We start from the raw sequence: 24,942 nt of genomic DNA on the forward strand, positions 1-24,942 counted from the left end.
TACTACCGCAAGTATACCGCCACTTTCTACACGCCGCAAGCGTTTTTCTCTCATTGGAGAAGATCGTTTGAAAATCAGGCAATTTTGTCATAAACCAATTGACAATCGTGCTATACAGGGAAAGCAAAAACAGAGTATAATAAGATACTACAGTATCAGGGGGAGTGTCCTCCCCCGGGAAAGGGAGATCAATATGAAGCTCGCAATCGGCATCGACACCGGCGGTACGTGTACCGACGCCGTTTTATATGATTTTGAAACCGGAGCCGTTTTGTGCCGCAACAAGGCACTGACCACCTATGACGACCTGACACGCGGCATTCTGGAAGCGCTCGACGGGCTCGACCCCGTCCTGTGCAAACAGGCTTCCGTTGCCGGACTGTCCACTACGCTCGCCACCAACGCCTGTGTTGAGGGCAAATTTCGCCGTCCCCGCCTGCTCCTGCTCGGCATTGACCGAACCGGCATCGAGCGCTATGGTGCGGATTACGGCTTTTCTGACCCGGATGACATCCGTTACCTGCCTTGCCGCACCACCATCACCGGACAGATTGAACAACAGCCGGACTGGGATTATCTGCGCGCACACGCAAAGGAATGGTTCTCCGATGTTGAGGGCTGTGCGGTCTGTGAAGTATATGGCATCCGCAACGGCGGTGTACTGGAAAAACAGGCAGCACAAATTGTCCGCGAAGAGACCGGGCTGCCGACCGTCTGCGCGAGCACACTGTTCGGCGGGCTGTCCAGCCTGGAACGCGCGGCAAGCGCTGTGCTCAATGCGGGTCTTCTCCCGCTGACACAGGACTTTCTCAATGCAGTCGCGCGCGCGTTCCGCGCGCGCGGCATTGAGGCGGAAATTTTTATTGTGCGCTCAGACAGCAGTCTGATGGGGCTGCAATATTCCGCAGAGCATGCCGTGGAAACCCTGCTGTCCGGCCCCGCTGCATCCGCTTTGGGTGGCAGCGCGCTCGCACAAGAAGAGGCCGCTGTCATTGTGGATATCGGCGGCACGACAACCGATGTCGCCCTGATCGAACATGGCGCGCCGCTGCTCTCAGAAGATGGCATCCGTGTCGGACAATGGAAAACACTGGTGCGCGGCCTGTTTGCCACTTCCTTCGCACTGGGCGGTGACAGCGCCGTGCGCTGGGACAAAAACGGTGCATTGACACTCGGCCCGGATCGTGTCATTCCGCTGTGTGTGCTCGCTTCCCGCCATCCGGAGATCACTGAAATCCTGCGCGCACAGGTGGAACGTATCCCATCTCACACCCTGCCTCTGCATGAATTTCTGACATTGAACCGCACGGACTGGAGAAAACTCCCGCTGACGAAACAGGAAATCGGTCTGTGCCTGACACTGGAGGATGGACCGAAGAGCTTCCAGCAGGCCGCGGATGCACTTGGTGTGGACAAGTATTGCCTGCGCACGCAATCACTCGAACGCGCTGGTGTCGTGCTGCGCGCAGGTCTGACGCCGACAGATATCATGCACGTGCGCGGCGATTACACCGCCTATGACCGCAAAGCTTCTCTGCTCGCCGCACGCTTTACCGCGCAGTCGCTGGGCATAAGTTTGGAAGAGCTCTGCGAAGAGGTCTATGAACACATTTCGCGCGAAGTATTTTATGCCGTAGCCCAGATGCTGCTCGAGCATGCCTCGCCGCATTTCCGGCAGAACGGACTGGATGACGGCATCCGGGAGCTGCTGCGCATGCAGTGGGAAACCCGCAACTCCGACAGCCCATCGCTGCTGCAATACGCATTCCGTTCTGTCGCACCGCTCGTTGGCATCGGCGGGCCGGTGCATCTGTTCCTTCCCGAAGCGGCCCGGGCTCTCGGTGCGCCGTGCATCATTCCTGACTGTGCTGCCGTCGCCAACGCGGTCGGCGCCGTGACCGGCCAGATGTCGGTCAAAGTCTCGGCGGAAATCCGCCCACACGGACTGTCCCCTGAGGATGACAAACAAGGGGATTTCGAGGTGCTCTGTGAAGGCGAATCCCCGGCATATTTTGCCAGCGAAGAAGATGCTGTTATCTGGAGCACAGGCCGTCTGAAAGCACTGGCGGAGCAGCGCCTGCGCGCGCAGGGTGCAGTCGGCGTGCTGTCGTTTGAAACCACAACGGATGACATAACCTCTGCCGCAGGCGGCGGATGCATCCGGCTCGCCACCCGCATTTCCGTAACCGCGGGCACCAACCTCAGCCCCGATCACAAGGAGGATCTGCATGTTTGAACTGACAATCTGTACAGGCGGTCATCGCCGCACTGTCCCGGCAGAAGCCGGACAGCTGGTAAGTGACCTGCTTCAGCGATATATCCCATCGTTCGCACTTCCCTGCGCCGGCAACCACACCTGCGGCAAATGCCGCGTCCATGTCGAGGGTGCAGTAGAACCCGCCGGAGAGAGCGAAGTGCATCTGCTCGGCGCACAGGCGCTGGCAGACGGCGTGCGCCTGGCATGTGCCTGCCGCATTCAGGGCGACGCTGTCGTGACACTGCACGACGAAGGTACGTCTAAAATCGTCGCGTGGTACAAAACTCCGGACTTTGAACGCACAGAGAGCGGCTGTGGCTTCGCCGTTGACATCGGCACGACGACGGTCGCCGTACAGCTGATCGACCGCACAAGCGGCGCGATTCTGGCGGAACGTCTCGCCGAAAATGCCCAGCGCGGCTATGGCGCAGACGTCATTTCACGCATTGAAGCGTGCAAAACCGTCGGACTTGATGTCCTGTCCGACCGCATCTCGGAGCAAATCGAGGGCATGGCACAGGAATGCCTGCGCGAAGCCGGGATTTCCCATGTAGAAGAGTCGGTTGTCACGGGCAACTCCACAATGCTGCACTTGTACGAAGGGCTTGACCCGGCATCTCTCGCCGTCGTGCCGTTTGATGTACAGTCATATTTTGGCTGTTACAGCCGCCGCACGCTCGCAGGTTCACCGGTATATCTGCCCCGCTGTGTCGGCGCCTATGTCGGCGCAGACATCACCTGCGCGATTCTTGCCGCCGACCTGATGCGCGGCGGTATCCAGCTGCTGACGGATATCGGCACCAACGGCGAGATGGCACTGGCATGGAATGGGAAGCTGCTGTGCTGTGCAACGGCAGCAGGCCCTGCCTTTGAGGGTGCCGGACTGAGCTGCGGCATGCCCGCCGCCCCCGGTGCCATCCGTACTGTAACCGAGAAAAACGGCACCGTCACATATGAGACTGTCGGAGAGGAACCCGCCTGCGGCATCTGCGGGTCAGGTATTCTGGATGCGCTGTCCGTCATGCTGAAAACCGAAATCATCGACGACTCCGGTTATTTGGAGAACGAAGACAGCGAAGAAGACGATGTCTGGGAAATCGGCGGCAGCGGCGTGAGCATCACGCAGCGCGATGTGCGCCAGATTCAGCTGGCAAAATCTGCAATCTGCGCGGGTCTGATAACCCTGCTGGAGCACGAAGGGCTGTCAGTGGACGATGTATCCCGTTTTGCCATCGCAGGCGGCTTCGGCAACACCATCAATCAGGATTCTGCCGCAGAAATCGGCCTGTTCCCCGCAGGGCTGCGCGACCACACCGTCTTTATCGGAAATGGTGCACTCGGCGGCGCAAGCATGCTGCTCATGAACCGCAGCCTGCGTGAGCAAACCGAACAGCTTGCTCAAAGTGCGGTCGAGCTGTCACTGTCCACCAGCGCGGAATTTATGGATTACTATGTCGACTGCATGGCGTTCATGCAGTTCTGAGCAAGCAGAGCAGCGGTACCCGGAAATCCCGGATACCGCTGTTTTCGCGTCATACAACTGTCTCAATCGGAATGATGATTCTGTTTCAGATTGCATGGTTAAAAATATTTTAAGCACTTTTTCACACAAATCCTCAAAATCATGCCTTGATACAGGCATAAAAATTCCTGTGGAATGATTCCACAGGGATTTCAATTGCGTGCAGATTATTCAAAATATGCAACAGCTGCGTCTGCTGCGCTTGCTGCGTCCGGAGTATAGCAATCTGCGCCGATCTGGTCACAGAAGGTCTGGGTAATCGGTGCGCCACCGATCATGACCTTAACCTTGCCCTTCATCTCAGAAGCCTGAACTGCCTCAACAACGTTGCGCATCTCACCCATCGTGGTGGTCAGCAGTGCGGAGCAGCAGATGATCTTTGCATCGTTCTCACGTGCTGCATCCAGGAACTTATCAACCGGTACGTCAACGCCCAGATCGATTACCTTCAGGCCCTTGCCTTCCATCATCATGCGGACGAGGTTCTTGCCGATATCATGCATATCGCCCTTGACGGTGCCGAGAACAACGGTGCCCTTCTCTTCTACGCCGTCTGCTACCAGATACGGACGCAGAACCTCAACGCCGCGGTTCATCGCGCGCGCTGCAACCAGAACCTCCGGTACGAATACCTCGTTATTCTTAAACTTCTGACCAATGATGTTCATGCCGTCCAGCAGACCATCCTGTAAAATTTCGCTTGCCGGAATGCCTTCATCCAGTGCCTGCTGTACGAATGCCTTTACCTTCGGTGCGCGGCCCTTTTGCAGCCATTCGCTGATTTCGCTCAATGTGCTCATTGTATTTCTCTCCTCTCAACAGTTCCTGTTTCATCAATTCCACAGGCAGTATCCTGCACTGCCCTGTTGTTGTTTTTATCATACCATGCCGTCTGTGTTTTATCTTGTACTCTGTTGCAGTTTTTGGTACATTTTTACCCACTTGTACTTTGAACAAAATGATTGTCTCAAACGCCGGATTGAACCGATTCTATCCAAAAAAGGGTACGCTGAAGCGGCGTACCCTTTGATGTATGCAACGATACTTTTGTTATCCTGCGTAGTATTCGTCCACTGCTGCAAAGAACGCATCAATGTTGTCCCAGCTGGAAAGCGGCGGAATATCGCAGCCGGAGGAAATGACAAAATTCGGATGGGAGCAGCACTTCTCCATGACATCCAGCGTTGCCTTGCGGACAGACTCCGGCGTACCATTGCGGAATTCGCCTGCCGGATCAACATTGCCCATGCAGATGGTATCCGCCGGAACCTTGGACAGAATTTCCGCCATGTCAACGGCGTTGCCGAAATGATATGCGTTTGCGCCACAGGACAGGATAGAGTCCAGTGTCACATTCGCGGTATTGCCACAGTTATGATAAATGAATGCAAAATTCTCATCGCGCACAGCTTCTACAATCTTCTTGCAGTAGTCGCCGGAAAATTCCTGCGCCAGCATCGGAGAGAGCAGACCTGCGAGCGGCTCCGCCATGACGACACCGTTTGCACCCACTGCCTTATACGCATTGATGTAGTTGATAATGAATTCCGTCGCCTTCTCGAGCACGATATGAACCATATCCGGCTCGTCATAGCAATAAATCATGGAAGAGGTGACATCCATCAGGCGGCCTGCCAGCGAGAACGGACCGATTACGCCCGCAAATACCGGTCGATCGGTGATTTCATCAACTGCCTTTGCAATCGCATCGATGTAAATCTGCGTGCGGCCTGCACCGATTTCCGGAACCTCCATGGCTTCGGCCTGTGCCATGCGCTCATCCTCATCGATTTCCGTATCGAGAACTGAGCCGACAACTGTCGGCACCTCATCATCTGCGACACGAATCGGTGCGCCAAAGCACTCTGCTTCGACAGACAGATCCATCAGGCTGACCGAACCGCCCGCCTTCGGCGTGCGGTCTGCCACTGCCTTCATGCCCTTCGCCTGAAGCACACTGTCAGAAATCAGGTCGCGTACCGTGATATCCAGCAGCTGGATGGATGGAAAGGACAGCACCGGGATTGCCTTCTTGACCGGAGCCTCCAGCAGCTCCTTTGTCCACTGTTCCATATTCATTTTCATAGTAAAGTCTCTCCTTATCGATATGCAAAATACGCATTCCGTATGGTCATGCACTCAGGTTGTTTGCACGGTATTTTCCGGGCGGCATGCCCACAACACGTTTAAAAATACGGGTAAAATAGCTCTGGTCATCAAATCCGACCGCGCAGGCAATTTCCGAAAGCGGCATGGAACTGCGGTGCAGATAGGTTTTGCTGCGCTCGATGCGCAGGCGGTTGGTGTATTCCGTAAAGGTGCAGCCCAGTTCCTCTTTCAGAATGCGGCACAGATACGATTTGGACAGATGTACCTCGCCTGCAACCTGTTCCAGCGTCAGCTTCTCGGACAAATGCTCCTGAATATAAGCCGAGATCTGCCGGATGATTGTCTGATGCTTGACATCATGAAAGTCAAACACCAGATCGAAAAAGTGGTGCAGCATCGCGCCAAGCCAGGCATCCAGGGAATCGAAATCGCGCATGCGCTCGATTTCAACCACACTGCGGTCACACAGCGCGAACACCTCTGCAACATCCGCGCCGCTGTCCGTCGCAGCACGCGACATCAGCGTAATCAGATCGCGGATGCGCAGCTTGAGCATCAGCAGATCATTTCCGCCCGCGAGATACAGCTCCAGCAGCAGATCATTGAGCAGCTGCTGTGCTTCCTTTTTCTCTCCGGAACGAATCAGCTGCTGCAAGCGACGCTCATCTTCAATCGGATAGCGAATGCGCTCCTCATGCCGTGTCATGGAATACATCGTGTGCAATGCTTTCTGCTGCACATCTGAATCGCTGACCGGCAGCTGTTTGCCGCCGACAAGAGAGCTGCAGACTGCCTGTACGGTTTCTCCCAGTGCACGCGCTTGTTCTGTTGTCAGGCATGGGATCTGTCCTGCTGCCTGTGCCGCCTCCGGCGTGCCGCTGTCCGAGAGAAGAAACGGTCCGGCAATCAATCCATATTCCGCCTGATGCAGCTGCCGGACCGATACCGCCAGAAACAGATATCCGCACGGACAGCGGTACATGTACCGCCCATCCCAGCGCCATGCCTCGGCACAGCCAGCACTGTGCACTGCGTCTGCACGGCAGCTCCCGTTTTCCAGCATACAGCTTTGCCGGAACGACGATTTACAGGAGTGCTTTGCCTGCATGTCCAGCAGCGTGCAACAGACGCCGGTTAGAATGCGGATATTCTCACACACCTGCAATGCCTGCTGTTGAAATTCCATCCAGATCACTTCCTCGCACAGTCCGGCTCCATGCATCTGCGTGGTCTGCCGTCTTCCTTTTCTATCATATAACGGTGGACTCAGCCGTAAACCTTTGCCACTTCCTCACGTGCAATCTCGACCCAACGATAGACATTTCTCGGCGTATTGGCAATGGTATGGTTGTCCTTCATAATCAATTCGACATGGTTGCCGCAGCGCTTGCAGTCGATGAGCACCTGATGCAGGCGGGTGCGGATGTGGTCTTCATCAATTTCCGGAACGGCGATATCCGTCGGGCTTACCTTGTGGCAGAAGACATAATCACTGCCGAGCATTTCGCTCATCTTCGGGATATCTGCCCACTGGGAAACCGATACGCGGCGCAGGCGCGGAATCTGCTTGACATATTCCCAACGGCGGTCAAGACCCTCACAGCAGCCATAATAGTTCAAGCCAAAACGCTCCGCCAGCTTGATCTGATACGGCAGGACAAATTCTGCAAACATCTCCGGGGAAACCTCACCGGTCTCCTGACTTTCGTGGAAGCCCCAGATATCCATTGCGCTCGTCGGAACCTCTGCCTTCGGATTCAGGCTGCCCGAAATACCCAGTCCGCCGGAACCGACATAGCAGTTGCCTGTATTGGCGGTAAACAGCTTGTTCTGTTCCAGAAAATCAATCTTTGCCAGATAGCCCTCAGTGAATCGGCCGAGAATTTCATGCATCTTTTCGGGGTAATCATAAAAGTCCATCAGCATGCTCTCAAAGCCGCGCAGATCAACATATGGGTGCGTCAGTTCGAGGCCCCACCACCACCACTGGCGGCGTTCGACTTCCAGAATGCCATCGAATACATCATGTGCAATCTCGGTGAAGGCATCCGTTGCCTCCCAGTCGATCGTGATCTGCGGAATCTGGATGAGCCCGGCAACATCAAAGTCATCCTCCATCATATCCTCTGTAATCGGGCTCTCCCAGGTATATGCCTCGCCGCCATAGAAATCGCCAATGATCTTTTTGTCAACGCCCCACTTGGTGTCATGTGCCTGATAGGGGATGTAGAACTTTGCCTCAATCGGCTTGTCACACTTGACCTTCTCCGCGTAGATGATCTCTTTGTGCAACCACATCTCCCATTCCTGCGCCATCTCACCTTCGCATTCACAGGTAAATTCCTGCGGCAGCAGCTCGTTCCAGCCATTCTCAAGGTCAAGATAGATGAGCGGACGGGTTTCCTTGAGGTCATTGTGGTCACGCCACAGCTGCATCAGCTCTTCCTGCTCCGGTTTTTCCGCATAGGAACGCATTTTCTTTGCCAGCTCCTGAAGGATTGCCTTGTCGTGCTCACTCATGACTGCCTGTTCTTTTGTCCAGCCATGCATAAAAATATTGCCGTTGGTGCACTGGTCGAATCTCATAAAACGGACTCCTTTCAACTCATTTCTCCAAATCGTCTATCCCTGTCAATCGATGGTTCATTTTGGGAAGTTTTTTTCATCTGTTTCTCATTTCAAACAGCTTTTGTGTTCCATGGCTGTATCTTATCACAGAAAATTTTCCTTTTCAACCAGTGCAAGATACTCCAAAATTTTGAATTGTGCAGTTTGACAATCATAAAATTGTCCAATTCCATTGTGCTAGTTGCCTAAAATATAGGTATTATCTTTGTTTTTTCTGGATGCTGTATTCATTTTACAGAAAAAGCCTGCGAAAAATGCGCATTTTTCTTTTTCCCCGGCAATCCCTTCAAAAACATAGGTTTTTTCCGTAGAAAAAAATGATAATTTTTCAAAGGTATTTCCTTCTCTTTCCTATTGCGCACTGCATTTCTGCGTGTTAAAATATTGGTTTAATATGACATAGGAGGAATTTCTATGCTGCGCCAAAACGAAGCCGGCGTATTATCCGGTTCCGAATTCTTTTTCAATACAATTGATTCCCATATCAGCAATCTGTTTTACTATACCAGCCTGTGCGGACACTATTACTGTGACGATCAGTATATCATCGACCGCCAATACTACGACAGCCTGCTGCTGATTCTAGTGGAAAAGGGTTCCATGCAATTCAGCTACCACGAAAAGGAATTTTCCGCCGGAGAAGGCGATATGGTCCTGATTGACTGTGCAGATCCGCAGCGCTATACTGCTGACCCCTATGCAGAGTTTTACTGGATGCATTTTGCCGGGGCAAACAGCCTCGAGCTGTGCTCCCATCTGACACGCGTGCATGGCAGTCCATTGTTTCACATGCCGAATACAAAAAATGCAGCCATACAGATACGTGCGCTGCTGCGCCAGTTCACAACAGAACAGATCATCAGCGACGCCGAGCAGTCCCGCCTGATCTACAGCGCCCTCTGTTACCTCATGCCGGGCAACCGCGACACAGGCAGCCTGTCGGAACATACACCGACACAGCAGGCTGTACAATATATCCACAACCATTTGAGCGGCGATCTGAGCCTGAAGCGACTCGCAGCAGAGGTGCATCTCAGCCCATCTCATCTGATCCGCCTGTTCCGTGCCGAGCTGCACTATTCGCCGCATGAATATGTCATCCGATGCCGGATGGATCGTGCAAAGTATCTGCTCAAAACCACTGATTTGCCGATCAAGGCCATCGCGGCAGAGGTCGGCTATGGCACGGAAACCAGCTTCACCGGAGCCTTTACCGAAAAAATTGGCATTTCTCCGCGCAAATTCCGCGATATGCCGCTTGGATAACGACACAAAGCCCGCAGCAGATGCTGCGGGCTTTTCCATACTGTTTTGCTGTTATTCAAATACAATAATACCGCGCTGATCCAGCTCCCAGACATCATCAGAGTTTTTTCTGATGCGTGCCGGACGGAAATTAACCATCTCCACATCGACAGACAGCGCAATTTCCCGCACGCCCGTGCCGACATGGCAGAAATCAAATACCATCGAGAGCTCCGAATATTCCGCCATACTGATCGGTACGCCCTGTCCCTGCGCACGCGGATGAAACCGAATCGGATTGAGCCAGATGCAATTCCTGTCCAGCAGGACAAACAGGTCATGGGAAAGATTTCTGCCCCGTTCAAAAGTACAATATCCCCGGTCAAAGCTACCAAACCGGTACGGCACAAACTGCGCCGGATTCGCGCGCCAATACGGATTCCGATACAGGTCGAACGGTTGCGCGAGCGTATATTGCTTGCGCGCAGCAGTCTTTGGTTCAGGTGTCTGCTCTGCGTCCGTCTGCATGACGTTTTCCTGATCGAACAGCTCCGGTGTGGGACGCTTCTTTGCTGTCGTCTGTTCTTGCGGCTTTGCCGCAGGTCGCGCCGACCTGCTCTGCGGTGCCGACTGTTTTTTCTGTTGCTTCACCGGCTGAGGAGCCGGACGATGTTGCCGCACCACCTTCTGCGGTTCTTTTCGCTGTACAGAAGATGCCACAGTGTGTCGGGGCGTATTCGGCCGGTTCGGTCGGACCGCACGCAATGCGATGTTTGAAGTGCGCAACGCCGCCAGCGCTACCAAATTGCTGGTCACAGCGAGCAGCATTACCAGAATGATCCAGACTGACGGAAAGGAAGCTGACGGACTGGCTTTTGTCTCCTGCTCGGATTTCTCCTCTGTGGTGTCCGTTTTTTCCCCGTCTTCTGTATCCGGTTCCACTGCATTGCTCTTTTCCAGTAAAACAGAAAAGACATTGGACTGATCGCTCCAGCCCGCAGCAACATCAGTAAAACCGTAAAAGTCACCGCTGTATTTGTAGCAGTTCACGCCGTCCAGAAATACCAGTCCATCCTGAAAGACGCAAAGCGTATAGGTCGTGTTCTTTTTCAGCTCATATTCTTCTTTGAACTTTTTATATTCCGAACCGTCAAACTGCATAACCGCGAGTGAGCCCTCATCCATGTACAGATATGTGTTTTTACCGTCTGGCATGACAATGCGAGCTACTGCACCGTTTTTCCCCGCTGTCGGATTTTCCACGCTCAACTTGCAGACCACGGCACCGTCCTGCGAGGCCGCCTCGGTATACGCATCATATTGCGCCTGATATGCGACTTCTGAACCATTAACGTCGACAGAGCCCATTCGCTGCGCGCCTGCCGGCACGCGCAGAAGCAGCAGGCATATTCCGCACAGCAGCAAAACACGGTACGCGCGTCCGTTTTTTCCCCGTTTTAATTTCAAAATAAAACAATCTCCCTTTGCATGTCAAATGCTGTAAAAGTATGTAAATTACGATACTTTTATTATAATCGCTGGCCAAGAGAATAACAAGTTTTTATGTTCTTTTTCTATTTTTTGCGTCTTGTTTTTGCGCAGCAAAAAAGACGGTTTCGTTTGAAACCGTCTTTCATGGAGGTGCCACCCTAAAGAACGCTACGTTGGGTGACATTCCCCTTTTTTCCGTCTCCGGGCAAATGAAGATGCCGCAAAGATAACTTTTTCCTGAGATAGAGCATTACAATACGTACACCCTCATAATAATTTACCACAGAATCAGCCTCGGAATCATGCTTTCCGGGCTGATTTTTGGTTCTGCGCTTCTTCCTCTGCTGTTCGCATTCTTCCTGCCATTTCTTAAACTTCCATTTCAGAGTGTTTCCACCAAAGAGGGATATCGCTTTTGCAGGTTATCCCTCAGTCGGATAAATTCCGGAATATAGCTGTCCAGAATGACATGCACCAGCTTTTGCGCTTCTATGCCGTCATAGATGTTCGTCATGCTGTTGCGGCTTTTGAGCATAGAGAGCCAGATTTCTTCATCCAAAAATCCATAGATGGAATATGCCGCTTTCAAAATCTCTCTGGGTGAGCCGGTATTGCCTTCCTGTCTGCCTTCGTATTTCAGAAGCTCTTTGAGTACCTTCCAGCCAAGCTCAAACTGAATATGGAATTTATCAATAATTCCGCCGATAATAAATTCATTGGTCAAATCCTCCTGTCCTGCGCGGGACAGGACATTCAGATTCGAGCAGTAATGTTCAAACTTTTTCATATAAAACCAAACCTTCCTTCTGAATGCGCGCCAGCAGCTCCGGAGATACCGTCTCGTCCAGGTTGACAACATCATAAGTCAATAACGTAGATGTTTCCTCCTCTACATCCAGCGAAAACCGCGTGATATCGCCGCCGGAAACCGCAAGGTCGATGTCGCTGGCTCTCCAGTAGTCCCCCCGTGCGCGGGACCCGAACAGAATGACTCGGTTCAGATGATATTTTTCGGCAAGCTGACAGATTTCGGTCTGTACTTGCGGTTTGATTCCTGTGTTGGGGAGCATGTGTATACCTCCACTCAAATGCAGTAAAGCACGTTACTCAAAGTACTTCTGCATCTATGCTTCTTTCATACCTCCAGTTTATCCAAACTCTCCTGAATTGTCAATTTTGATTTGTCGATTTTAAAATTTTAGAAAACCCCAAATTGCAATAACAAGTTGAGCATTTTCTGTGTTAGAGGGTCACCAATCTGACCTCGGCTGATGTCAAGGTCAGATTGATGACTATGCGGCATATATTGCATTCATCTCGGCTTCAAAAGCTCCTTCTGGTGTCCGATAGCCCAAAATCTTACGGGGAAGCGCATTTGCCCAAAGCACAACAGCCAGGATATCATCTGCACTATAAGAATCCATACGTCTGCCTTTTCGCAGAAAAATGATTTACTCAAGATACTGGTTGTTGTCCCTGCTTTTTCAACGCCAGTCCAATCAACCGATCTGCCTGATCTGCCATAAACAGCGGAATATTCAGCACATCATCATCCAGCTTCAGGTTATCAAGCGAGAAGCGTACACGGAGTTTTACCTTATCTGGGAATAACTCCTTAAACTTTTTGAGGCTCTTGCTGGACGTATTGGCTTCGGATTTGACCTCAACAGGGAAAATATCATTTTCCCGCTGAATCAGGAAGTCTACCTCGTACGGAGGATTGCTCTGTGTCCAGTAGCGTGGGACCACCTCAAACTGCGTAATCAAAGTTTGCAGCACATAGTTCTCGGTCAGTGCGCCCTTGAACTCGGTGAATAGGCGGTTGCCCTCTCCGAAGGCTGTAGGAGCCAACTGCGCCAGACGGCGGAGCAGACCCACGTCCACCAGATAAATCTTAAAGGCGGATAGGTCATCGTAAGCTGCCACAGGAAGGCCAGGAGCGGAGCTGCGGTAGATTTTATGAACCAGTCGGGCATCTACCAGCCACTGCAGAGCATCCTCGTATTCACGGGCTCTTGCACCCTCCTTTACAACCTTGTAGATGAACTTCTTGTTCTCTCTTGCCAGCTGAGATGGAACAGACTTCCAGATCATAGAAATCTTCGGGAACTGACTGATGTTGGGATGCTTTGCAAAGTCACGCTCATAGGCACCGATAATGCCGGACAAGGCTTCCTGCATAGCGGAAACATCACGGGCTTCCGTCCACATCAGAACGGGTTCAGGCATACCACCGGTGACATAGTACATCTTCAATTTCTCGTACAGAGGATTGAAGAACGCATCGGGGATCGGTTCAATGGTGTCCACACTTTCCAGATATGTGGCAAGGTTTTCATCACCATTGGCAATCAGGAATTCTGAGAAGGTCATAGGGTCAATCTGCATGAAGTTGACCTTGCCTACAGGGAAAGAAGATGGCTTTGCCAGAGCAATGCCCAGCAGAGAACCGGCGCAGGCAATGTGATACTGCGGAGCGTTTTCGCAGAAATACTTCATGGAGTTGATGACCTTGGGGCAATCCTGCACCTCGTCAAAGATGATAAGGGTCTTTTCCGGCATGATCTTCTGACCGCTGGCCAGCATCAGGTTCTGCAGGATGCGATCAACGTCCTTGGTGGTTTCGAAGAACTGTTTGTATTCCTCGTTCTCATCGAAGTTGAAGTAAGCAGTATTTTCATAGTAACGCTTGCCGAACTCTTTCAGAATCCAGGTCTTGCCCACCTGACGAACACCTTTTAAAATCAAAGGCTTACGGTAGGGAAAATTCTTCCAGTCCAGCAGCTTTTTCAAAATGAATCGTTCCATAAACTCACTCCTCACATTTTTATTGGAGTTTTAGTGTTTCTCAATCACATTTTTATTATATGCGGAAATCTCGGAAAATACAACTCCAATCACAAAATTATATAGGTTTTGCGGTGTGTGAATCACACTTTTATTTATGTATGTGAATTGGAGATGTAAAATCGAAAAACAAGGACAGGATTTCACGAAGAAGCGGAATCCTGTCCTTACTGAATTGGATATGAGATTTTGATTAATCTGGTTTATACAACCCCAATCCATGTTCACGATGGTAAACTGGACCTTGCGGTGTTTTACCTGCCCAATCTCTCGCACTCTTTACCTTGTCGAATAGGCCTAAAATCCGATGACAATTCTCTCGAAATGCAGTATCTAATTCTGGATTTCGAAATTGATTTTGTACGATTTCGCATTCCGTCGCCCATTGGTCATCAGATAATCCTTTTATCCATTCCAAGCTGTATTTAGATGGTTCTTTATTGATGCCCTTATATATGGCATATCCGCCGCCAATCAGCCCGATGGCTGTTAATACGATCTTTTTTACATTGGTTTTCAAGGCAATGAATTTCATTCTTTCGTTCTTGCAGACCTCCGACGGCTCGCGGCGAAAAAAGCGCTGGCTTCCTCCAGAAATTCATTTTCTTCTCTGAGCCGTTTGATTTCCTTGTTCTGCTCTTTCACCTGTTTGCGAAGCAGCTGAATTTCCTCACTCAGAGTCATGGCTCTTTGTGGTGTCTGTGTGCCGGCTCCCAGCGTCAGATTGCCCAGACGGTACTGACGCATCCATGTATGCAGGGTGTTTGCTGGAATACCAAGTTCTCTGGCTGCCTTTGTTGTACCAATTTCCAACGCCAGTTTAACCGCTTGTACTTTATATTCCATATCATATCACATCACCTTTTGATATATTCTTAAAATCTGTTCTTTGCATCATTGCAAGAACATCTTTTTCTATTGGTGTATATTCCATAGTCATCCTCCGATATTTGCTTTTTTTGTATGATTTGATGCTTTCCCCGAATTAACTATTCAAGATTTCTTGTTTTTTCTTATCAAACTCTTCCTGAGTCAATACACCCGCATCTAATAAACTTTTAATTTGTTGCAGCAAATCCATTTGTTCTTTGACAGACATTTTCGAAGTCTCCTCAGCTTGCTTTATGGTTGGGCCAGCCTTCTTTGCGTCAATCATAGCCTTTTGCTGATTTACTCTATTTTGAATCGTAGAGTTCTTCTGTTGCTGAATTTCCTGTTTTCTTCTTTTTTCTTCTAACTCTTCAAGTTCCTTTCTTTCTGCATGAGTCATTTTAGTTTTCAAACCAAATTCTTCTCTAAATTCATTTCCCATTTCAGTAAACTCGTCCTGAATATCTCTAATACCAATATCATCCAAAAATTCGTCCATCACACCTGAAAAAAGGCTCTTTTTCTTTTGCTTTCCAGCTGCCTTGGTAACAGCTTTTGTAACACCCATCGGTGTGAAATTCCCAGATTTAATCAAGTTTTTGGCAACAGATCCTGCAAATTCTAAACCAGATTCACCCGATGTTGGCATTTCATCTTGTACTTTTGCTCTAAGTTCCAAAATTCTATCAGTATCCTTAGTTTCAGTTACAATGCTTTGATAATAATTAAAATCGTAATATTCGGCATCTGCACCCATTTGGTCATTAATAGCCATAATCAATACTTGTAATTCATTATCATCACCAGACTGTAATGCAAAATCTTCAACATTTCCGTTGATATATAACTCTAACTGGTCTTCTCCATTTGAAGCCTCGCCTTTGATTGCTTGTGTAATATCTGAATAGTTATATCTTTCAATCCCTTTAAAGTTATTAAGCATACCATATTTTTCTAGTATTACACTTTGATTTGTTATTGTTAATGCGTGCGTGTATGCACCCCAAAATCCATGACGAACACAAGATGTCTTATATACAATCTTTTCTCCAGGATTCAATGCGTATTTTTGTTTTGCCATTTTATTGTCCTCCCTTTAGCTATTTGGTAGCAAATACTATTGCCATAACAGTCCTTGTAAATTTTGCGAATTTTTAACCAAGCAATGCCCTAAGCTTTGATGTTAAGATTGCTTTTCTCTTCTCATAGAACTCATCAAATTTATCAAGTTCCAATGAGACACCATCTGGGATTAATGCCTGCTCACAGAAAATCTTCTTCTGATCATCATTCATGTCATTGTAATAATCAATTAATGGCATATCGTTTTTGCTTCCATTGCTTCTTCCTTCAAGCAACTGAAGGTTAGCAAGTCTATTTCTATTTCCACGCCATCTTCTCCAGTCTTCCATTGATACCGTAATTGGCTTGCTGCCATCGAAACGGTCTGCCGGATGAAGATGGTCTTGTTCGTATTTAAAGTTCTTATTAATCCAATCCAGGCTCAAATAGTACAATGCCTCTCCTGCAACACGGCTACCCATTTCTGCATTCAGAATATCCTCAATCTTACTGTCTGTAACACGAAGGTCATTCATCTGATCTAACATATCAACAGTGATTTCATAATCATACTCATTGATGTTACTCTTCATTTGTTGCAGTTTACTTGTTGTACCTGATTGGAAATAAGTAAACAGTACGGCACGAACCAAATAAGCCTTTATGCCTACTGTATTATCTTTGTAATCAGGGTTGTAGTACATGAAATAGATGATTGGAAGAAGTACGTTCCAGCTACTTGAGAATCGACTTACTTCAATCTTCATTTCCTTTAACAGTGATTCAAGATTCTTTCATTATTTTTCCTCCCATACCTTTGAATCTACTTCAAAGGAAGTATCGTTCTTTTCACAAAAATCTTTGATTTTCTTTAATGCCTGATAATTCGGAATTGCCTTTTCATTTTCCCAACGATTTACTGTTGAAAAAGAGACACCAATCGCATCAGCGAACTCCGTTTGATTCAACAGACATTTTCTTCTAATATCTTTAATCTCACTGCTTATACTCATGAGTGACCTCCCTATCCATTTATATAGCGTTATTATAGCATATTTAACGCAAAAAGTAAATTGATTTGAGCGTAAATTCCGCACCACCAATTAAATAAATACCATAAGACGTGTGCCAAAATACGGACAGCTAAAATCAATATTTTTGTCTACCCAACCCCAAATCAATACTTCTGTCTATTCAACTATAAAAATCTGCCTCTTTGCAGCTCCCAAAACGCAAAAAATCCGAGGATCTGGATTTACTTCCAAATCCTCGGAAAAGCCTTATATTTCAAGCATTTTCACACTATCAATTATGTACTTTAGTCAACAGAACCACGCTCTCAACATGCCACGAGACAATGGCTTGAATGTCCACAGTACACGGGAATAAATCCAATGGGTATGTATGAGGGAACAAGTCAGGTCTATGCAGTGTAACCATCCGCCGAGTCTTGTTAGCAGATTTTTGATAATCAGATAAAATTTCAGCGACCTCTGTTTTCGTGCTGTACTGCATCGGCATAAACCAAAGGACATCGACAATAGGAGTTTTTTCGCGTTTTCTCTCACTCGCAAAGCTTAAAAGCTCTAACCCACAAAACCGTGATCCAACAGCCTCCTGCCGCAATGGACAGCAGCAGACAAAGAAGATTTCCCCCTGCCATCGCTTTTCCAATCCAAAAGGAAGGGAGAAGTGAAAAGCCAAAGGAAAGCGGTGCCGGAACAAAATAAGGTAAACGCCGTAGAACAGCGCCAGTACCGAGACCGCATAGGGGAGCCTGTCCCAAGTGATTTTCATGATTTTTCTCCTACAATCCAAGTTTATCTGCTTTTCTCTATTCTTTCATTTTACAACCTCATTCCACTCAACTCCGTCCTCGTCTATCCAGGTATCCGTACCGTTATAGGCAAAACGGCGTTCAATACGATCCATATAGGTGCCGTCCGCCAATTTATATACTGTTGTCGTGTCGCCACGGAGATTCACAAGCTCCACCACATCCGCTCCCGGATGAGCTGCTTCACCCGTATCTTCTCCGTCTTTTCCCGTCTCGCCCTCTCCCTGGGACCAGCACAGCAAAAGGCCCTTGTATTCCGTATACAGGAAAAGTACGCCGTCTGTTTTCTCCGCCGTAAATTCCATTTTCATGGAGCTTCCTTCAAAATCATTGGTCATATCGGCGGAGAGGATGTTTCCGCTCAGTGAATAAGTACCGATACCGCCGTCCGCGCCGATGTACCATGAGATATGGCCATCGCTTGTGATCTCCATGCTGCTGCCAAATTCCATAGCGCCGGGGATCGCCTCCATAGCGGTGGCATTGTCTTTTTCATCTTCCACCAGATGCCACGGGCCGACCAGATCGTCCGCTGTCACGGCATCCGGATTATTTTGCTCCTGCACCGGCGGCGCGATGGAAACGGAGGTGTCCGTCGTTTCCCTGGTGGGAGCCTCAGCGGGAAGGCTTTCTTCTTCCACAGCGGAATTCGACGGCTCCGTCTCCCTGATAGAGCGATGTTCCGTCCGGTGACGTGATCTTCATCTCCAGCGACCCTTTCACCGTCTCGAATAAAATTTTGAGCGTATCACCCTGCTTCAGCTCCAGGGTGTGGGTATCCGTGCCGTTCATGGTTTTGACATCCAAGTGGTAGGAATCCGCGTTCTTTGCGCTGCTGCCGTCAAAGGCGGAGCTGGACGCGCACCCGGCCAGAGATAGCAAGAGGGCACAGACGGTTATAACGATAACGAAAAATTTTTGCTGTTTCATAATGGTTTCCTTTCCGGGTTCAGATTTGGTTTGATTGAACATGATCAAGTTGCTATTTCTTATCCATATTCATCCGAATCACATTAAAAAGGTTTGACAGCAATATACTCACTACTGCGATTGTCAATGGTGTCGCGGTCTCATTTCCGTCAAAAATGCTGACGCACAGAAAGATTGCACCCGCTACGATCAAACCTAAACTTGCTATGATGAAAAGTTTATTCAGTATTTTTTTCATTTCATTTTCTCCTTCCGATTTCTCTGCCTTCTATCGCGCACGGTCAAAATATTCAAGGTTATCTCGCTTTCGCTTGTCTATCATCACCGGTCACGCTCAAGCAGCCGTGACTTTGCCTCCGAATTGCTGTTCCAGACCGCACCCACCGTGGGGCAGCCGCCCCTGTCCGGGCAGTCGCCGCAGGTGGCAAGGCCCTTTTTCAAAACGCACTGGCGGATGGGGCACAGTTTGTCGCAAAACGGTGTCTTGACTCCCTCCGTGCGGCAGCCCAGGCAGTTGATCATATCAGGGGTGATGGGAACCTCGTTCAGCCCGCTCCAGAGCTTTGCGGTCTTTTCCCGGAGTGCGTTGTCATTGTTCAGCGTAGCGACGCGGGCATCGCAGGTTTCGCAGTCCAGCCCGCAGCAGGCAATCAAATTTTTCATGGTATTTTTCTCACTTTGCTTGCTTAATTCTTGTCGGTGTTCCTTCCGAAACATAAAGCATACTGTCATAAGCCATTTCCGGATTTTCAAATACCCTGTATGACATTGGGATCGTCCTTATGATGAGGTTGTACCCCTCTCCAAGGGACCCATTATAAATATAATCTGCGGTATATTGCTTCAGGGAAGAATCCTCCGGTATTTTCGAGAAATCCAGCCAGCAGATGTTAAACCCTGCTCTCTTAGCCGCTTTTGCGAGAGGGTCATAGGAATAGAAGGTCTGATTGGTCCGGTTTCCGTTTCTGCCGCGGGGCAAATTACAGGTCGTCTTGTAGAAATCCGTCCCGATCACATAGTAATCGTCTTCCAGTTCCTCATACAAAAGGCCACCCATGTTCTCGTAGCCTGTAACCTTTTCAACATGCCCATTATGACCGGAAACAAAAATACATTCTCTCCCGAGCTTTTCCTCCTGCTCCAGGATCCACAGCGTATTCTCTTTCATAAATGAATCCCTCAGCGAGATATACTCCGCGCTGGTGCCTTCGCCAGAATTCAACTGACAATTTTGAATCAGCATTTCCGCCAGATGTACGCCAAGGTCGCTTTCCTCTTTTGCCGCTAAAAGCGCTTTGATCTGCTCGAAATGCGCTTGTCTCTGTGGGTAATCGTACTCCGGATTCCAGTCTTCACCGGTCACCAGAGGTTCGATCTTGGCAGCGGATACCCTCAGTTTTTCGCATTCTTCCAGAAGAAGCTGATAGGTGTACAGACCTCTTTGCATATCAAACCCGTAGAATCGAAGATCCTCCCCTTTCGGAGCTTTCTCATTGTATTCTCGCATATAGGAAATGAGCGCAGCCATTTCATCTGTACGGTAAATCGCAAATCCGATGTTTGCCGCCGCTTCCTCGGCAGTGCCGGTGCCGCCGTGAATATATCGGTTTACCATCTCACATCCGCCGAAATCGCCTTCCAGTGCGAATGCTTTTACGCCTTCGTTTTCTACCAGCAGTTGAAACACATCCAGCTTTAACTGCTGGAATTCGCTGTTGCCATGAGATGCCTCTCCCAGTGCGACTACCCTTACCCCTTCCGGAATTGTCAGGCTTTGGACAGTCTCTGCGTATTTTGCAAATTCTTCCGGGTCCGCACTTTCACCGGTTCCAAATCCGCCGAAATATGTAAATACCTCAGCCAAAAGAAGCACCGTGATGAAAATGCACAGGAAAACGGTACGGAACACCCGGCCCTTCTTTTTCTTTTCTGCCCGTCCGGCGAAGAACACCGCCAAAGCGATCCCGGCCACCACCAGCGGCACCGCCGCCATCATAAAGTCACGCATAAATTTTCACTCCCTTTTTCTTTTAAGACACCACTGCGCAAAGACCGCCTGACGGCTTTGTGAGGTGTTGCCTTTACTCTACAACAAAATCTGTCCAATCAATATGGTTATACACCATCACATTATTTGACTTTTTCATTCCGATTTTTTCATAAAACAGAATTGCATTCTCGTTTACACAGGTGTACATGATGCGTTTTATGTCTTGGCTGCTTAACCTTACTTTCTCAATATCAAGCCGCATCCATCATTCCTCCGAAAAAAATCTTTCATCGTGATATATTTTCGCAATATTCATCATGCATGAATTCACCCTTTCTTACAATTTCTTTACCATCTGCATTTCCCGGAATTGTCTTCCGGGAAACAAGTACGCAACCTCTTTGATCTCTTCAAAACCAATATCAGCGTACATCCCGCGCACGACCGCGTTATCCAAAGACACGCTGATATACAACTTCTCGGCGTTGTGCTTTTTCTTAAAATAGTCCAGAAAAGCCACGACCGCCTGTTTGCCATACCCTTTCCCCTGATACTGCTTTCCGATCATAAAACGACTCATAGACCATCCGGGAATGGTATCATCAAAATCATATAAGATAAACCCCACCATCGTATCTCCGTGATAGACGCCTAAAGTATATAATCCATCTTCGTAAGCGGCTTCAACCAATGACCACTTGTTGTCCGCGACAAACCATTTTTGACTGTCATCGACAGTTAGAGATATGCAATCCCAGTAGTTTGAACGATCGATTTCTCTAAATTCCATCATGTAACTCCTGTCTTTCTCCTTTATCGCCGCCCAAGATAGCGGAATGTATGCCGCTTATATTCCCGGTACGGCGTGCCGAATGTTTCCTCCAGATACCGTTCCTCCTGCAAAATCTGTAAATGCAGCATCACAATGGCAAACACCGTAAGCGGCACGGTCAGCAAGTTACAGTACATTAGTATCACACCGATATACATGAGGTCAAAGCCGAGAAAGGCCGGATTGCGGCTGAACTGATAGATGCCGGATGTGACCAGCTCTGTGCGATCCCAATCCGGGATGCCCACCCTCCAGCTATCCTTCATACTGAGAACGGAAAGGAGAAAGGTCAAGTCACCGAGCATCCCGGTGACAAAGCCGGTAAAGCGTGCGTTTGCCGCAAGGCAGCTCCAGCCGAACGCTATGGACACAAGCTGCACGATCACAACTCCCAGCGTGGCCATGCTCATCAGCAGTTCCACCGTGTGAATGGACGTTTCTTTTCGCTGTCCGATTTGCCGCGTCCGGATGCCGCGGCGCTTCTGCGCCAACATCTTGGCAAAATAAATGCCATAAAACACCGCCAGCACAAAAAGGGCAAGCAGGGGATAAGGGAGAAGTTCTTCCATCGGATATTTCATAATGCAACTCCTCAAATGAATCTTGTTTTAGCCATGAGCAAAACGCAAGGCGACCTGTTACTTTTTTTGATTCTTCCTTGTGCAGGCCACTCGGATAAACGGTACAAGCAGCAGAAGACATACCAGAATAGAACCGCCCAGCTGCCCGTAGGACATCCACACATTTGATTCCGGCGGGCAGGGATAAATCACCGCCACAACCACCCGGAAAATCCAAAGGGCCAGCAAAAAGCCGTAGAGATAGAACGCCTCCGGGTTCTGAGCAAACACCTTTTTGCCCCACAGAATGACAGTAAGGCTTAGCCCCGACAGCAAAAAGGAAAAGCATAGGTTTACATAATTGATTGGAACCACCAATGTCTCATAGGGGATATAGGAAGCCCAGCCAAACATCCACGGCACGGTAAAGTGCCACAGCCCCACCAGCAGGCTGATCGCAGCTCCCGCGTAGTACATGACCTGATACTTTTTCATCGGTTTTCACCTGCCTTTCATAGCCGGTTCCCTTTTGCGAGCAATTATTCGGAACAGATAGAGGAAATAGACCAGCAATACGATAAACTGTACCGCGCCCAGAATTATCTCAAACTGCGCGGACCCCTCTCCGCTGATAAAGGCGCAGAAGTCATGCAGAGCGTGGAGCAATACGCAGGGGAGAAGACTGCCGCTTTCCGCGAATATCAGGGCAAATATCATTCCGTAGACCAGGGCGAAGCAGATCTGAAGGATCGTCTCCACAAAGTCCGCGCCGCCTGCCAGATTCAGAATATGGCTGAACCCGAAAAGGACGGAGGAAAGCATCATCGCCTTTCCCACGCCGCGCCCCAGCCACAGGCCGCAGATGATGCCCCGAAAGAAAATTTCCTCCGCCATACCGATTCCAAGCGTCAAAAACAAGTTTGCTAAAATCAATGCCGCACCGCCGTTAAAGTTTATTCCCGCCGCAAAAGGGGAAAGGGCAATGAGCAAAAGCGGCGAAAAATAGAGCATTCTCTTTGCCGCCCCTTTTTCCGCACTTCGAAATCCCAGCTTTGAGATTCCTTTGTATCGGATGATGGAATTCGCCAATGTGATAATTACAAGCCCCCAGATCACAGCGCCCCTGATCAGCGCGGAGCGAATGCCCTCTATTCCTGTGATCACCACGATTGCTCCTTGCGCGAAAAAGAACAGCAGCAGCACAAGCATTGCCCCGGCGGTTTTCAGTACGATTCCGTCTTTCCGTTCCATTTTATCCTCTCTTTGCCGTCACCGCATTCCCTCCGCCAGCCGTTCAATCAGCCGGTTTACGATTTCCGGCTGGTCGGTGTTGGAGTTGTGCCCAGCATCTTTGATCCATTCCAGGGGAATTCCGGTGTCCTTATGCCACGCCTTGTTGTATCTAACGCAAGACCCCGCCTTGTCCTGTTCGCCGCAGATGAGCAGGGCGGGGCATTTGATTTCATACGGCAAATCCCGCTCCACCGCCTCGGCAAGGATTCGGTAGCCGTAGCCGGAAAGCTTTGCGTAGCGCTCCTGGTCGCCGTCATACACCAGCATCATGTCCCGCATCAGGTTCCTTCCGTATTCCGACAGGGCGACGCCCTTTGTCCCGGACTCTAAGAGGGCCTTCCACGGATAGTGGCGATAGACTGGCTCCATTCGTTTCAGCAGCCAAAGCTCCGGCTTTGTCATATACTTTCGTTGCAGCGGCGCGGAGTCGATGGACACAAAGCCCTTCAGCTTTTCGTGGTAAATTTGCGCATACGCCTGTCCCACATAGCCGCCCATAGACTGCCCCACGATAACGGGTTTTGTGATCCCCTCCTGCTCCAGAATTCCGTCCAGCCACCTTGCCTTGTCCATCAAATCGAAGTCAAAGGCAAAGGGCCAGGAGGCGGCGTGGCCGGGGGCGTCCCACACAAGGACATTGTATTTCCCTTCAAAATACACGATTTGTTTGTCAAACAACCGGTGATCCGCCGTCAGACCGGGCAGGAACACCAACGTTATTGCGTCCGGTGAAATCAGATGCACCCAATAATGGATTTTGCCCAATGGTGTCGAATATGTTCTCTCGTTCATGCTTCTTCTCCTTGTCGATCCCAGTTGCGGTTATATGCCCAAAACACGTATTGCTTGATTGCCATATTCCTTAACGAATGTCCCCGGCTCATCCGGTCAAAGTCTAAGGACTACGAGGCGGCGTGACCGGAGCTATTTCTCCAATCTCATCCGACAAACAGAAAGCCCTGTTCGTTCTCTATCCCAGCACCGCCACAATCAGGGCGCACAGCAAGCAGGGAACGAGACCAAGCGCCATGCCGATCACCGAGCGCACTACATGATACTTCTTCTGGTGATACGCCTTGTCCATGTGCTCCGTTCCCGGCAAACGGATGCGCTTGACGTTGGCAAACAGCACCCAGTCCAGGAAAAAGCAGTCGTACCAGTCCACCAGCAGCCATAGACCGTATGCGTACAGGAAGCCGGTCTTGAAATCCGTCGCTCCTGCCGCAAGCGCCAATGCCGTCAGAATGGATAAAGCCAGCAACACTGCAAAGCCCTTTTTCAAGAACACCGAGGCACTGAGCACCTCGGTGGGAATGCGCTCATGGGTTTCAAAATATTTTTCCTGAATGTCCTTGGGATAATCGTGGATCCACCAAACTGGATTTCTGCACAGCGGGATCATGATCAGGCAGGTAAACAGGATCAGCGCCCCAACACATTCCATCCCATAAATCGTCCAATTCACTGTT

28 protein-coding genes are annotated in these 24,942 nt (G+C 49.6%); 3 read left to right on the forward strand and 25 right to left on the reverse strand.

The window, feature by feature from the left end; genetic code table 11:
- The first annotated feature begins 193 nt into the window (after nucleotides 1-193).
- Entirely contained in the window at nucleotides 194-2,236 is a 2,043-nt protein-coding gene (locus CBW42_RS04710; RefSeq protein ID WP_165761063.1) for a hydantoinase/oxoprolinase family protein, read from the forward strand.
- Nucleotides 2,229-3,740: an ASKHA domain-containing protein gene (locus CBW42_RS04715; RefSeq protein ID WP_087018265.1), complete on the forward strand. Its 1,512-nt coding sequence runs from the start codon at nucleotides 2,229-2,231 to the stop codon at nucleotides 3,738-3,740. Before CBW42_RS04710 ends, CBW42_RS04715 begins: the two co-directional genes overlap by 8 nt.
- A gap of 206 nt (nucleotides 3,741-3,946) precedes the next feature.
- Here CBW42_RS04715 and CBW42_RS04720 read toward each other — a convergent pair whose 3' ends face one another.
- From CBW42_RS04720 to CBW42_RS04735, 4 genes are all read right to left on the reverse strand, one after another.
- Nucleotides 3,947-4,579, reverse strand: coding sequence for a corrinoid protein (locus CBW42_RS04720; RefSeq protein ID WP_087018267.1), 633 nt, complete (start codon nucleotides 4,577-4,579; stop codon nucleotides 3,947-3,949).
- A 250-nt stretch (nucleotides 4,580-4,829) separates the two neighbouring features.
- A complete protein-coding gene (locus tag CBW42_RS04725; RefSeq protein WP_087018269.1) occupies nucleotides 4,830-5,864 on the reverse strand; it encodes a uroporphyrinogen decarboxylase family protein in 1,035 nt (344 codons plus the stop codon).
- Nucleotides 5,865-5,910: 46 nt separating this feature from the next.
- A complete protein-coding gene (locus tag CBW42_RS04730; protein WP_165761064.1) occupies nucleotides 5,911-7,074 on the reverse strand; it encodes a helix-turn-helix domain-containing protein in 1,164 nt (387 codons plus the stop codon).
- A gap of 80 nt (nucleotides 7,075-7,154) precedes the next feature.
- The gene (locus CBW42_RS04735; protein ID WP_087018273.1) at nucleotides 7,155-8,474 is read right to left on the reverse strand and encodes a hypothetical protein; all 1,320 of its coding nucleotides are present in this window, start codon (nucleotides 8,472-8,474) and stop codon (nucleotides 7,155-7,157) included.
- 456 nt (nucleotides 8,475-8,930) lie between these two features.
- Here CBW42_RS04735 and CBW42_RS04740 point away from each other — a divergent pair, with 456 nt between their 5' ends.
- A complete protein-coding gene (locus CBW42_RS04740) occupies nucleotides 8,931-9,782 on the forward strand; it encodes a helix-turn-helix domain-containing protein (protein ID WP_087018275.1) in 852 nt (283 codons plus the stop codon).
- Between the two features lie 51 nt (nucleotides 9,783-9,833).
- Here the strand turns inward: CBW42_RS04740 and CBW42_RS04745 are convergent, their stop codons facing one another.
- From CBW42_RS04745 to CBW42_RS04850, 21 genes are all read right to left on the reverse strand, one after another.
- Nucleotides 9,834-11,228, reverse strand: a complete 1,395-nt coding sequence (locus CBW42_RS04745) for a hypothetical protein (protein WP_087018277.1) — start codon at nucleotides 11,226-11,228, stop codon at nucleotides 9,834-9,836.
- Between the two features lie 406 nt (nucleotides 11,229-11,634).
- Nucleotides 11,635-12,039, reverse strand: a complete 405-nt coding sequence (locus tag CBW42_RS04750) for an HI0074 family nucleotidyltransferase substrate-binding subunit (protein ID WP_087018279.1) — start codon at nucleotides 12,037-12,039, stop codon at nucleotides 11,635-11,637.
- On the reverse strand, nucleotides 12,026-12,322 hold the full coding sequence (locus CBW42_RS04755) for a nucleotidyltransferase family protein (protein ID WP_087018281.1): 297 nt from the start codon (nucleotides 12,320-12,322) through the stop codon (nucleotides 12,026-12,028). The genes CBW42_RS04750 and CBW42_RS04755 overlap by 14 nt, the downstream gene beginning before the upstream one ends.
- Nucleotides 12,323-12,707: 385 nt before the next feature.
- Nucleotides 12,708-14,060 carry an ATP-binding protein gene (locus CBW42_RS04760; RefSeq protein ID WP_087018283.1) on the reverse strand — a complete coding sequence of 451 codons (1,353 nt, stop codon included), beginning with the start codon at nucleotides 14,058-14,060 and terminating at the stop codon, nucleotides 12,708-12,710.
- A gap of 232 nt (nucleotides 14,061-14,292) precedes the next feature.
- Complete coding sequence (locus tag CBW42_RS04765; protein ID WP_087018285.1) at nucleotides 14,293-14,634, reverse strand: hypothetical protein; 342 nt, start codon at nucleotides 14,632-14,634, stop codon at nucleotides 14,293-14,295.
- Nucleotides 14,631-14,945, reverse strand: a complete 315-nt coding sequence (locus CBW42_RS04770) for a transposase (protein WP_087018287.1) — start codon at nucleotides 14,943-14,945, stop codon at nucleotides 14,631-14,633. The genes CBW42_RS04765 and CBW42_RS04770 overlap by 4 nt, the downstream gene beginning before the upstream one ends.
- 139 nt (nucleotides 14,946-15,084) lie before the next feature.
- Nucleotides 15,085-16,050: an SHOCT domain-containing protein gene (locus tag CBW42_RS04775; protein WP_087018289.1), complete on the reverse strand. Its 966-nt coding sequence runs from the start codon at nucleotides 16,048-16,050 to the stop codon at nucleotides 15,085-15,087.
- 73 nt (nucleotides 16,051-16,123) lie between these two features.
- Nucleotides 16,124-16,798, reverse strand: coding sequence for a hypothetical protein (locus CBW42_RS04780; protein WP_205703612.1), 675 nt, complete (start codon nucleotides 16,796-16,798; stop codon nucleotides 16,124-16,126).
- A gap of 30 nt (nucleotides 16,799-16,828) precedes the next feature.
- Nucleotides 16,829-17,044 (reverse strand): helix-turn-helix domain-containing protein, encoded by a 216-nt coding sequence (locus CBW42_RS04785; protein ID WP_087018291.1) that lies wholly within the window; start codon nucleotides 17,042-17,044, stop codon nucleotides 16,829-16,831.
- Between the two features lie 292 nt (nucleotides 17,045-17,336).
- Nucleotides 17,337-17,828, reverse strand: coding sequence for a hypothetical protein (locus tag CBW42_RS04790; RefSeq protein WP_087018294.1), 492 nt, complete (start codon nucleotides 17,826-17,828; stop codon nucleotides 17,337-17,339).
- 45 nt (nucleotides 17,829-17,873) lie between these two features.
- Nucleotides 17,874-18,509, reverse strand: a complete 636-nt coding sequence (locus CBW42_RS04795; RefSeq protein WP_087018295.1) for a hypothetical protein — start codon at nucleotides 18,507-18,509, stop codon at nucleotides 17,874-17,876.
- Entirely contained in the window at nucleotides 18,484-18,798 is a 315-nt protein-coding gene (locus CBW42_RS04800) for a hypothetical protein (protein ID WP_133058260.1), read from the reverse strand. Before CBW42_RS04800 ends, CBW42_RS04795 begins: the two co-directional genes overlap by 26 nt.
- Nucleotides 18,799-19,119: 321 nt before the next feature.
- Nucleotides 19,120-19,461 (reverse strand): DUF3795 domain-containing protein, encoded by a 342-nt coding sequence (locus CBW42_RS04810; protein ID WP_087018301.1) that lies wholly within the window; start codon nucleotides 19,459-19,461, stop codon nucleotides 19,120-19,122.
- A gap of 10 nt (nucleotides 19,462-19,471) precedes the next feature.
- Nucleotides 19,472-20,806: an erythromycin esterase family protein gene (locus tag CBW42_RS04815; RefSeq protein WP_242969796.1), complete on the reverse strand. Its 1,335-nt coding sequence runs from the start codon at nucleotides 20,804-20,806 to the stop codon at nucleotides 19,472-19,474.
- Nucleotides 20,807-20,879: 73 nt separating this feature from the next.
- Nucleotides 20,880-21,050: a hypothetical protein gene (locus CBW42_RS14800; protein WP_205703613.1), complete on the reverse strand. Its 171-nt coding sequence runs from the start codon at nucleotides 21,048-21,050 to the stop codon at nucleotides 20,880-20,882.
- 75 nt (nucleotides 21,051-21,125) lie between these two features.
- On the reverse strand, nucleotides 21,126-21,581 hold the full coding sequence (locus tag CBW42_RS04825) for a GNAT family N-acetyltransferase (protein WP_087018303.1): 456 nt from the start codon (nucleotides 21,579-21,581) through the stop codon (nucleotides 21,126-21,128).
- 20 nt (nucleotides 21,582-21,601) lie between these two features.
- On the reverse strand, nucleotides 21,602-22,201 hold the full coding sequence (locus CBW42_RS04830) for a methyltransferase family protein (RefSeq protein WP_087018305.1): 600 nt from the start codon (nucleotides 22,199-22,201) through the stop codon (nucleotides 21,602-21,604).
- A 57-nt stretch (nucleotides 22,202-22,258) separates the two neighbouring features.
- The gene (locus CBW42_RS04835) at nucleotides 22,259-22,675 is read right to left on the reverse strand and encodes a hypothetical protein (RefSeq protein ID WP_087018307.1); all 417 of its coding nucleotides are present in this window, start codon (nucleotides 22,673-22,675) and stop codon (nucleotides 22,259-22,261) included.
- A 6-nt stretch (nucleotides 22,676-22,681) separates the two neighbouring features.
- The gene (locus CBW42_RS04840) at nucleotides 22,682-23,431 is read right to left on the reverse strand and encodes a CPBP family intramembrane glutamic endopeptidase (RefSeq protein WP_087018309.1); all 750 of its coding nucleotides are present in this window, start codon (nucleotides 23,429-23,431) and stop codon (nucleotides 22,682-22,684) included.
- An 18-nt stretch (nucleotides 23,432-23,449) separates the two neighbouring features.
- Entirely contained in the window at nucleotides 23,450-24,265 is an 816-nt protein-coding gene (locus CBW42_RS04845; protein ID WP_087018311.1) for an alpha/beta fold hydrolase, read from the reverse strand.
- 178 nt (nucleotides 24,266-24,443) lie between these two features.
- On the reverse strand, nucleotides 24,444-24,938 hold the full coding sequence (locus CBW42_RS04850) for a hypothetical protein (RefSeq protein WP_133058261.1): 495 nt from the start codon (nucleotides 24,936-24,938) through the stop codon (nucleotides 24,444-24,446).
- Nucleotides 24,939-24,942: the final 4 nt, after the last annotated feature.

The organism is Butyricicoccus porcorum, from assembly GCF_002157465.1.
Classification (GTDB): Bacteria; Bacillota; Clostridia; order Oscillospirales; family Butyricicoccaceae; genus Butyricicoccus_A; species Butyricicoccus_A porcorum.

What these genes read in the sequence shown, in the direction of transcription:
- CBW42_RS04710 (WP_165761063.1), top strand. Translation starts at nt 194, where the DNA reads ATGAAGCTCGCAATCGGCATCGACACCGGCGGTACGTGTACCGACGCC.
- CBW42_RS04715 (WP_087018265.1), top strand. Translation starts at nt 2,229, where the DNA reads ATGTTTGAACTGACAATCTGTACAGGCGGTCATCGCCGCACTGTCCCG.
- CBW42_RS04720 (WP_087018267.1), bottom strand. Translation starts at nt 4,579, where the DNA reads ATGAGCACATTGAGCGAAATCAGCGAATGGCTGCAAAAGGGCCGCGCA.
- CBW42_RS04725 (WP_087018269.1), bottom strand. Translation starts at nt 5,864, where the DNA reads ATGAAAATGAATATGGAACAGTGGACAAAGGAGCTGCTGGAGGCTCCG.
- CBW42_RS04730 (WP_165761064.1), bottom strand. Translation starts at nt 7,074, where the DNA reads ATGGAATTTCAACAGCAGGCATTGCAGGTGTGTGAGAATATCCGCATT.
- CBW42_RS04735 (WP_087018273.1), bottom strand. Translation starts at nt 8,474, where the DNA reads ATGAGATTCGACCAGTGCACCAACGGCAATATTTTTATGCATGGCTGG.
- CBW42_RS04740 (WP_087018275.1), top strand. Translation starts at nt 8,931, where the DNA reads ATGCTGCGCCAAAACGAAGCCGGCGTATTATCCGGTTCCGAATTCTTT.
- CBW42_RS04750 (WP_087018279.1), bottom strand. Translation starts at nt 12,039, where the DNA reads ATGAAAAAGTTTGAACATTACTGCTCGAATCTGAATGTCCTGTCCCGC.
- CBW42_RS04755 (WP_087018281.1), bottom strand. Translation starts at nt 12,322, where the DNA reads ATGCTCCCCAACACAGGAATCAAACCGCAAGTACAGACCGAAATCTGT.
- CBW42_RS04760 (WP_087018283.1), bottom strand. Translation starts at nt 14,060, where the DNA reads ATGGAACGATTCATTTTGAAAAAGCTGCTGGACTGGAAGAATTTTCCC.
- CBW42_RS04765 (WP_087018285.1), bottom strand. Translation starts at nt 14,634, where the DNA reads ATGAAATTCATTGCCTTGAAAACCAATGTAAAAAAGATCGTATTAACA.
- CBW42_RS04770 (WP_087018287.1), bottom strand. Translation starts at nt 14,945, where the DNA reads ATGGAATATAAAGTACAAGCGGTTAAACTGGCGTTGGAAATTGGTACA.
- CBW42_RS04775 (WP_087018289.1), bottom strand. Translation starts at nt 16,050, where the DNA reads ATGGCAAAACAAAAATACGCATTGAATCCTGGAGAAAAGATTGTATAT.
- CBW42_RS04780 (WP_205703612.1), bottom strand. Translation starts at nt 16,798, where the DNA reads ATGAAGATTGAAGTAAGTCGATTCTCAAGTAGCTGGAACGTACTTCTT.
- CBW42_RS04785 (WP_087018291.1), bottom strand. Translation starts at nt 17,044, where the DNA reads ATGAGTATAAGCAGTGAGATTAAAGATATTAGAAGAAAATGTCTGTTG.
- CBW42_RS04790 (WP_087018294.1), bottom strand. Translation starts at nt 17,828, where the DNA reads ATGAAAATCACTTGGGACAGGCTCCCCTATGCGGTCTCGGTACTGGCG.
- CBW42_RS04800 (WP_133058260.1), bottom strand. Translation starts at nt 18,798, where the DNA reads ATGAAACAGCAAAAATTTTTCGTTATCGTTATAACCGTCTGTGCCCTC.
- CBW42_RS04810 (WP_087018301.1), bottom strand. Translation starts at nt 19,461, where the DNA reads ATGAAAAATTTGATTGCCTGCTGCGGGCTGGACTGCGAAACCTGCGAT.
- CBW42_RS04815 (WP_242969796.1), bottom strand. Translation starts at nt 20,806, where the DNA reads ATGCGTGACTTTATGATGGCGGCGGTGCCGCTGGTGGTGGCCGGGATC.
- CBW42_RS14800 (WP_205703613.1), bottom strand. Translation starts at nt 21,050, where the DNA reads ATGCGGCTTGATATTGAGAAAGTAAGGTTAAGCAGCCAAGACATAAAA.
- CBW42_RS04825 (WP_087018303.1), bottom strand. Translation starts at nt 21,581, where the DNA reads ATGATGGAATTTAGAGAAATCGATCGTTCAAACTACTGGGATTGCATA.
- CBW42_RS04830 (WP_087018305.1), bottom strand. Translation starts at nt 22,201, where the DNA reads ATGAAATATCCGATGGAAGAACTTCTCCCTTATCCCCTGCTTGCCCTT.
- CBW42_RS04835 (WP_087018307.1), bottom strand. Translation starts at nt 22,675, where the DNA reads ATGAAAAAGTATCAGGTCATGTACTACGCGGGAGCTGCGATCAGCCTG.
- CBW42_RS04840 (WP_087018309.1), bottom strand. Translation starts at nt 23,431, where the DNA reads ATGGAACGGAAAGACGGAATCGTACTGAAAACCGCCGGGGCAATGCTT.
- CBW42_RS04845 (WP_087018311.1), bottom strand. Translation starts at nt 24,265, where the DNA reads ATGAACGAGAGAACATATTCGACACCATTGGGCAAAATCCATTATTGG.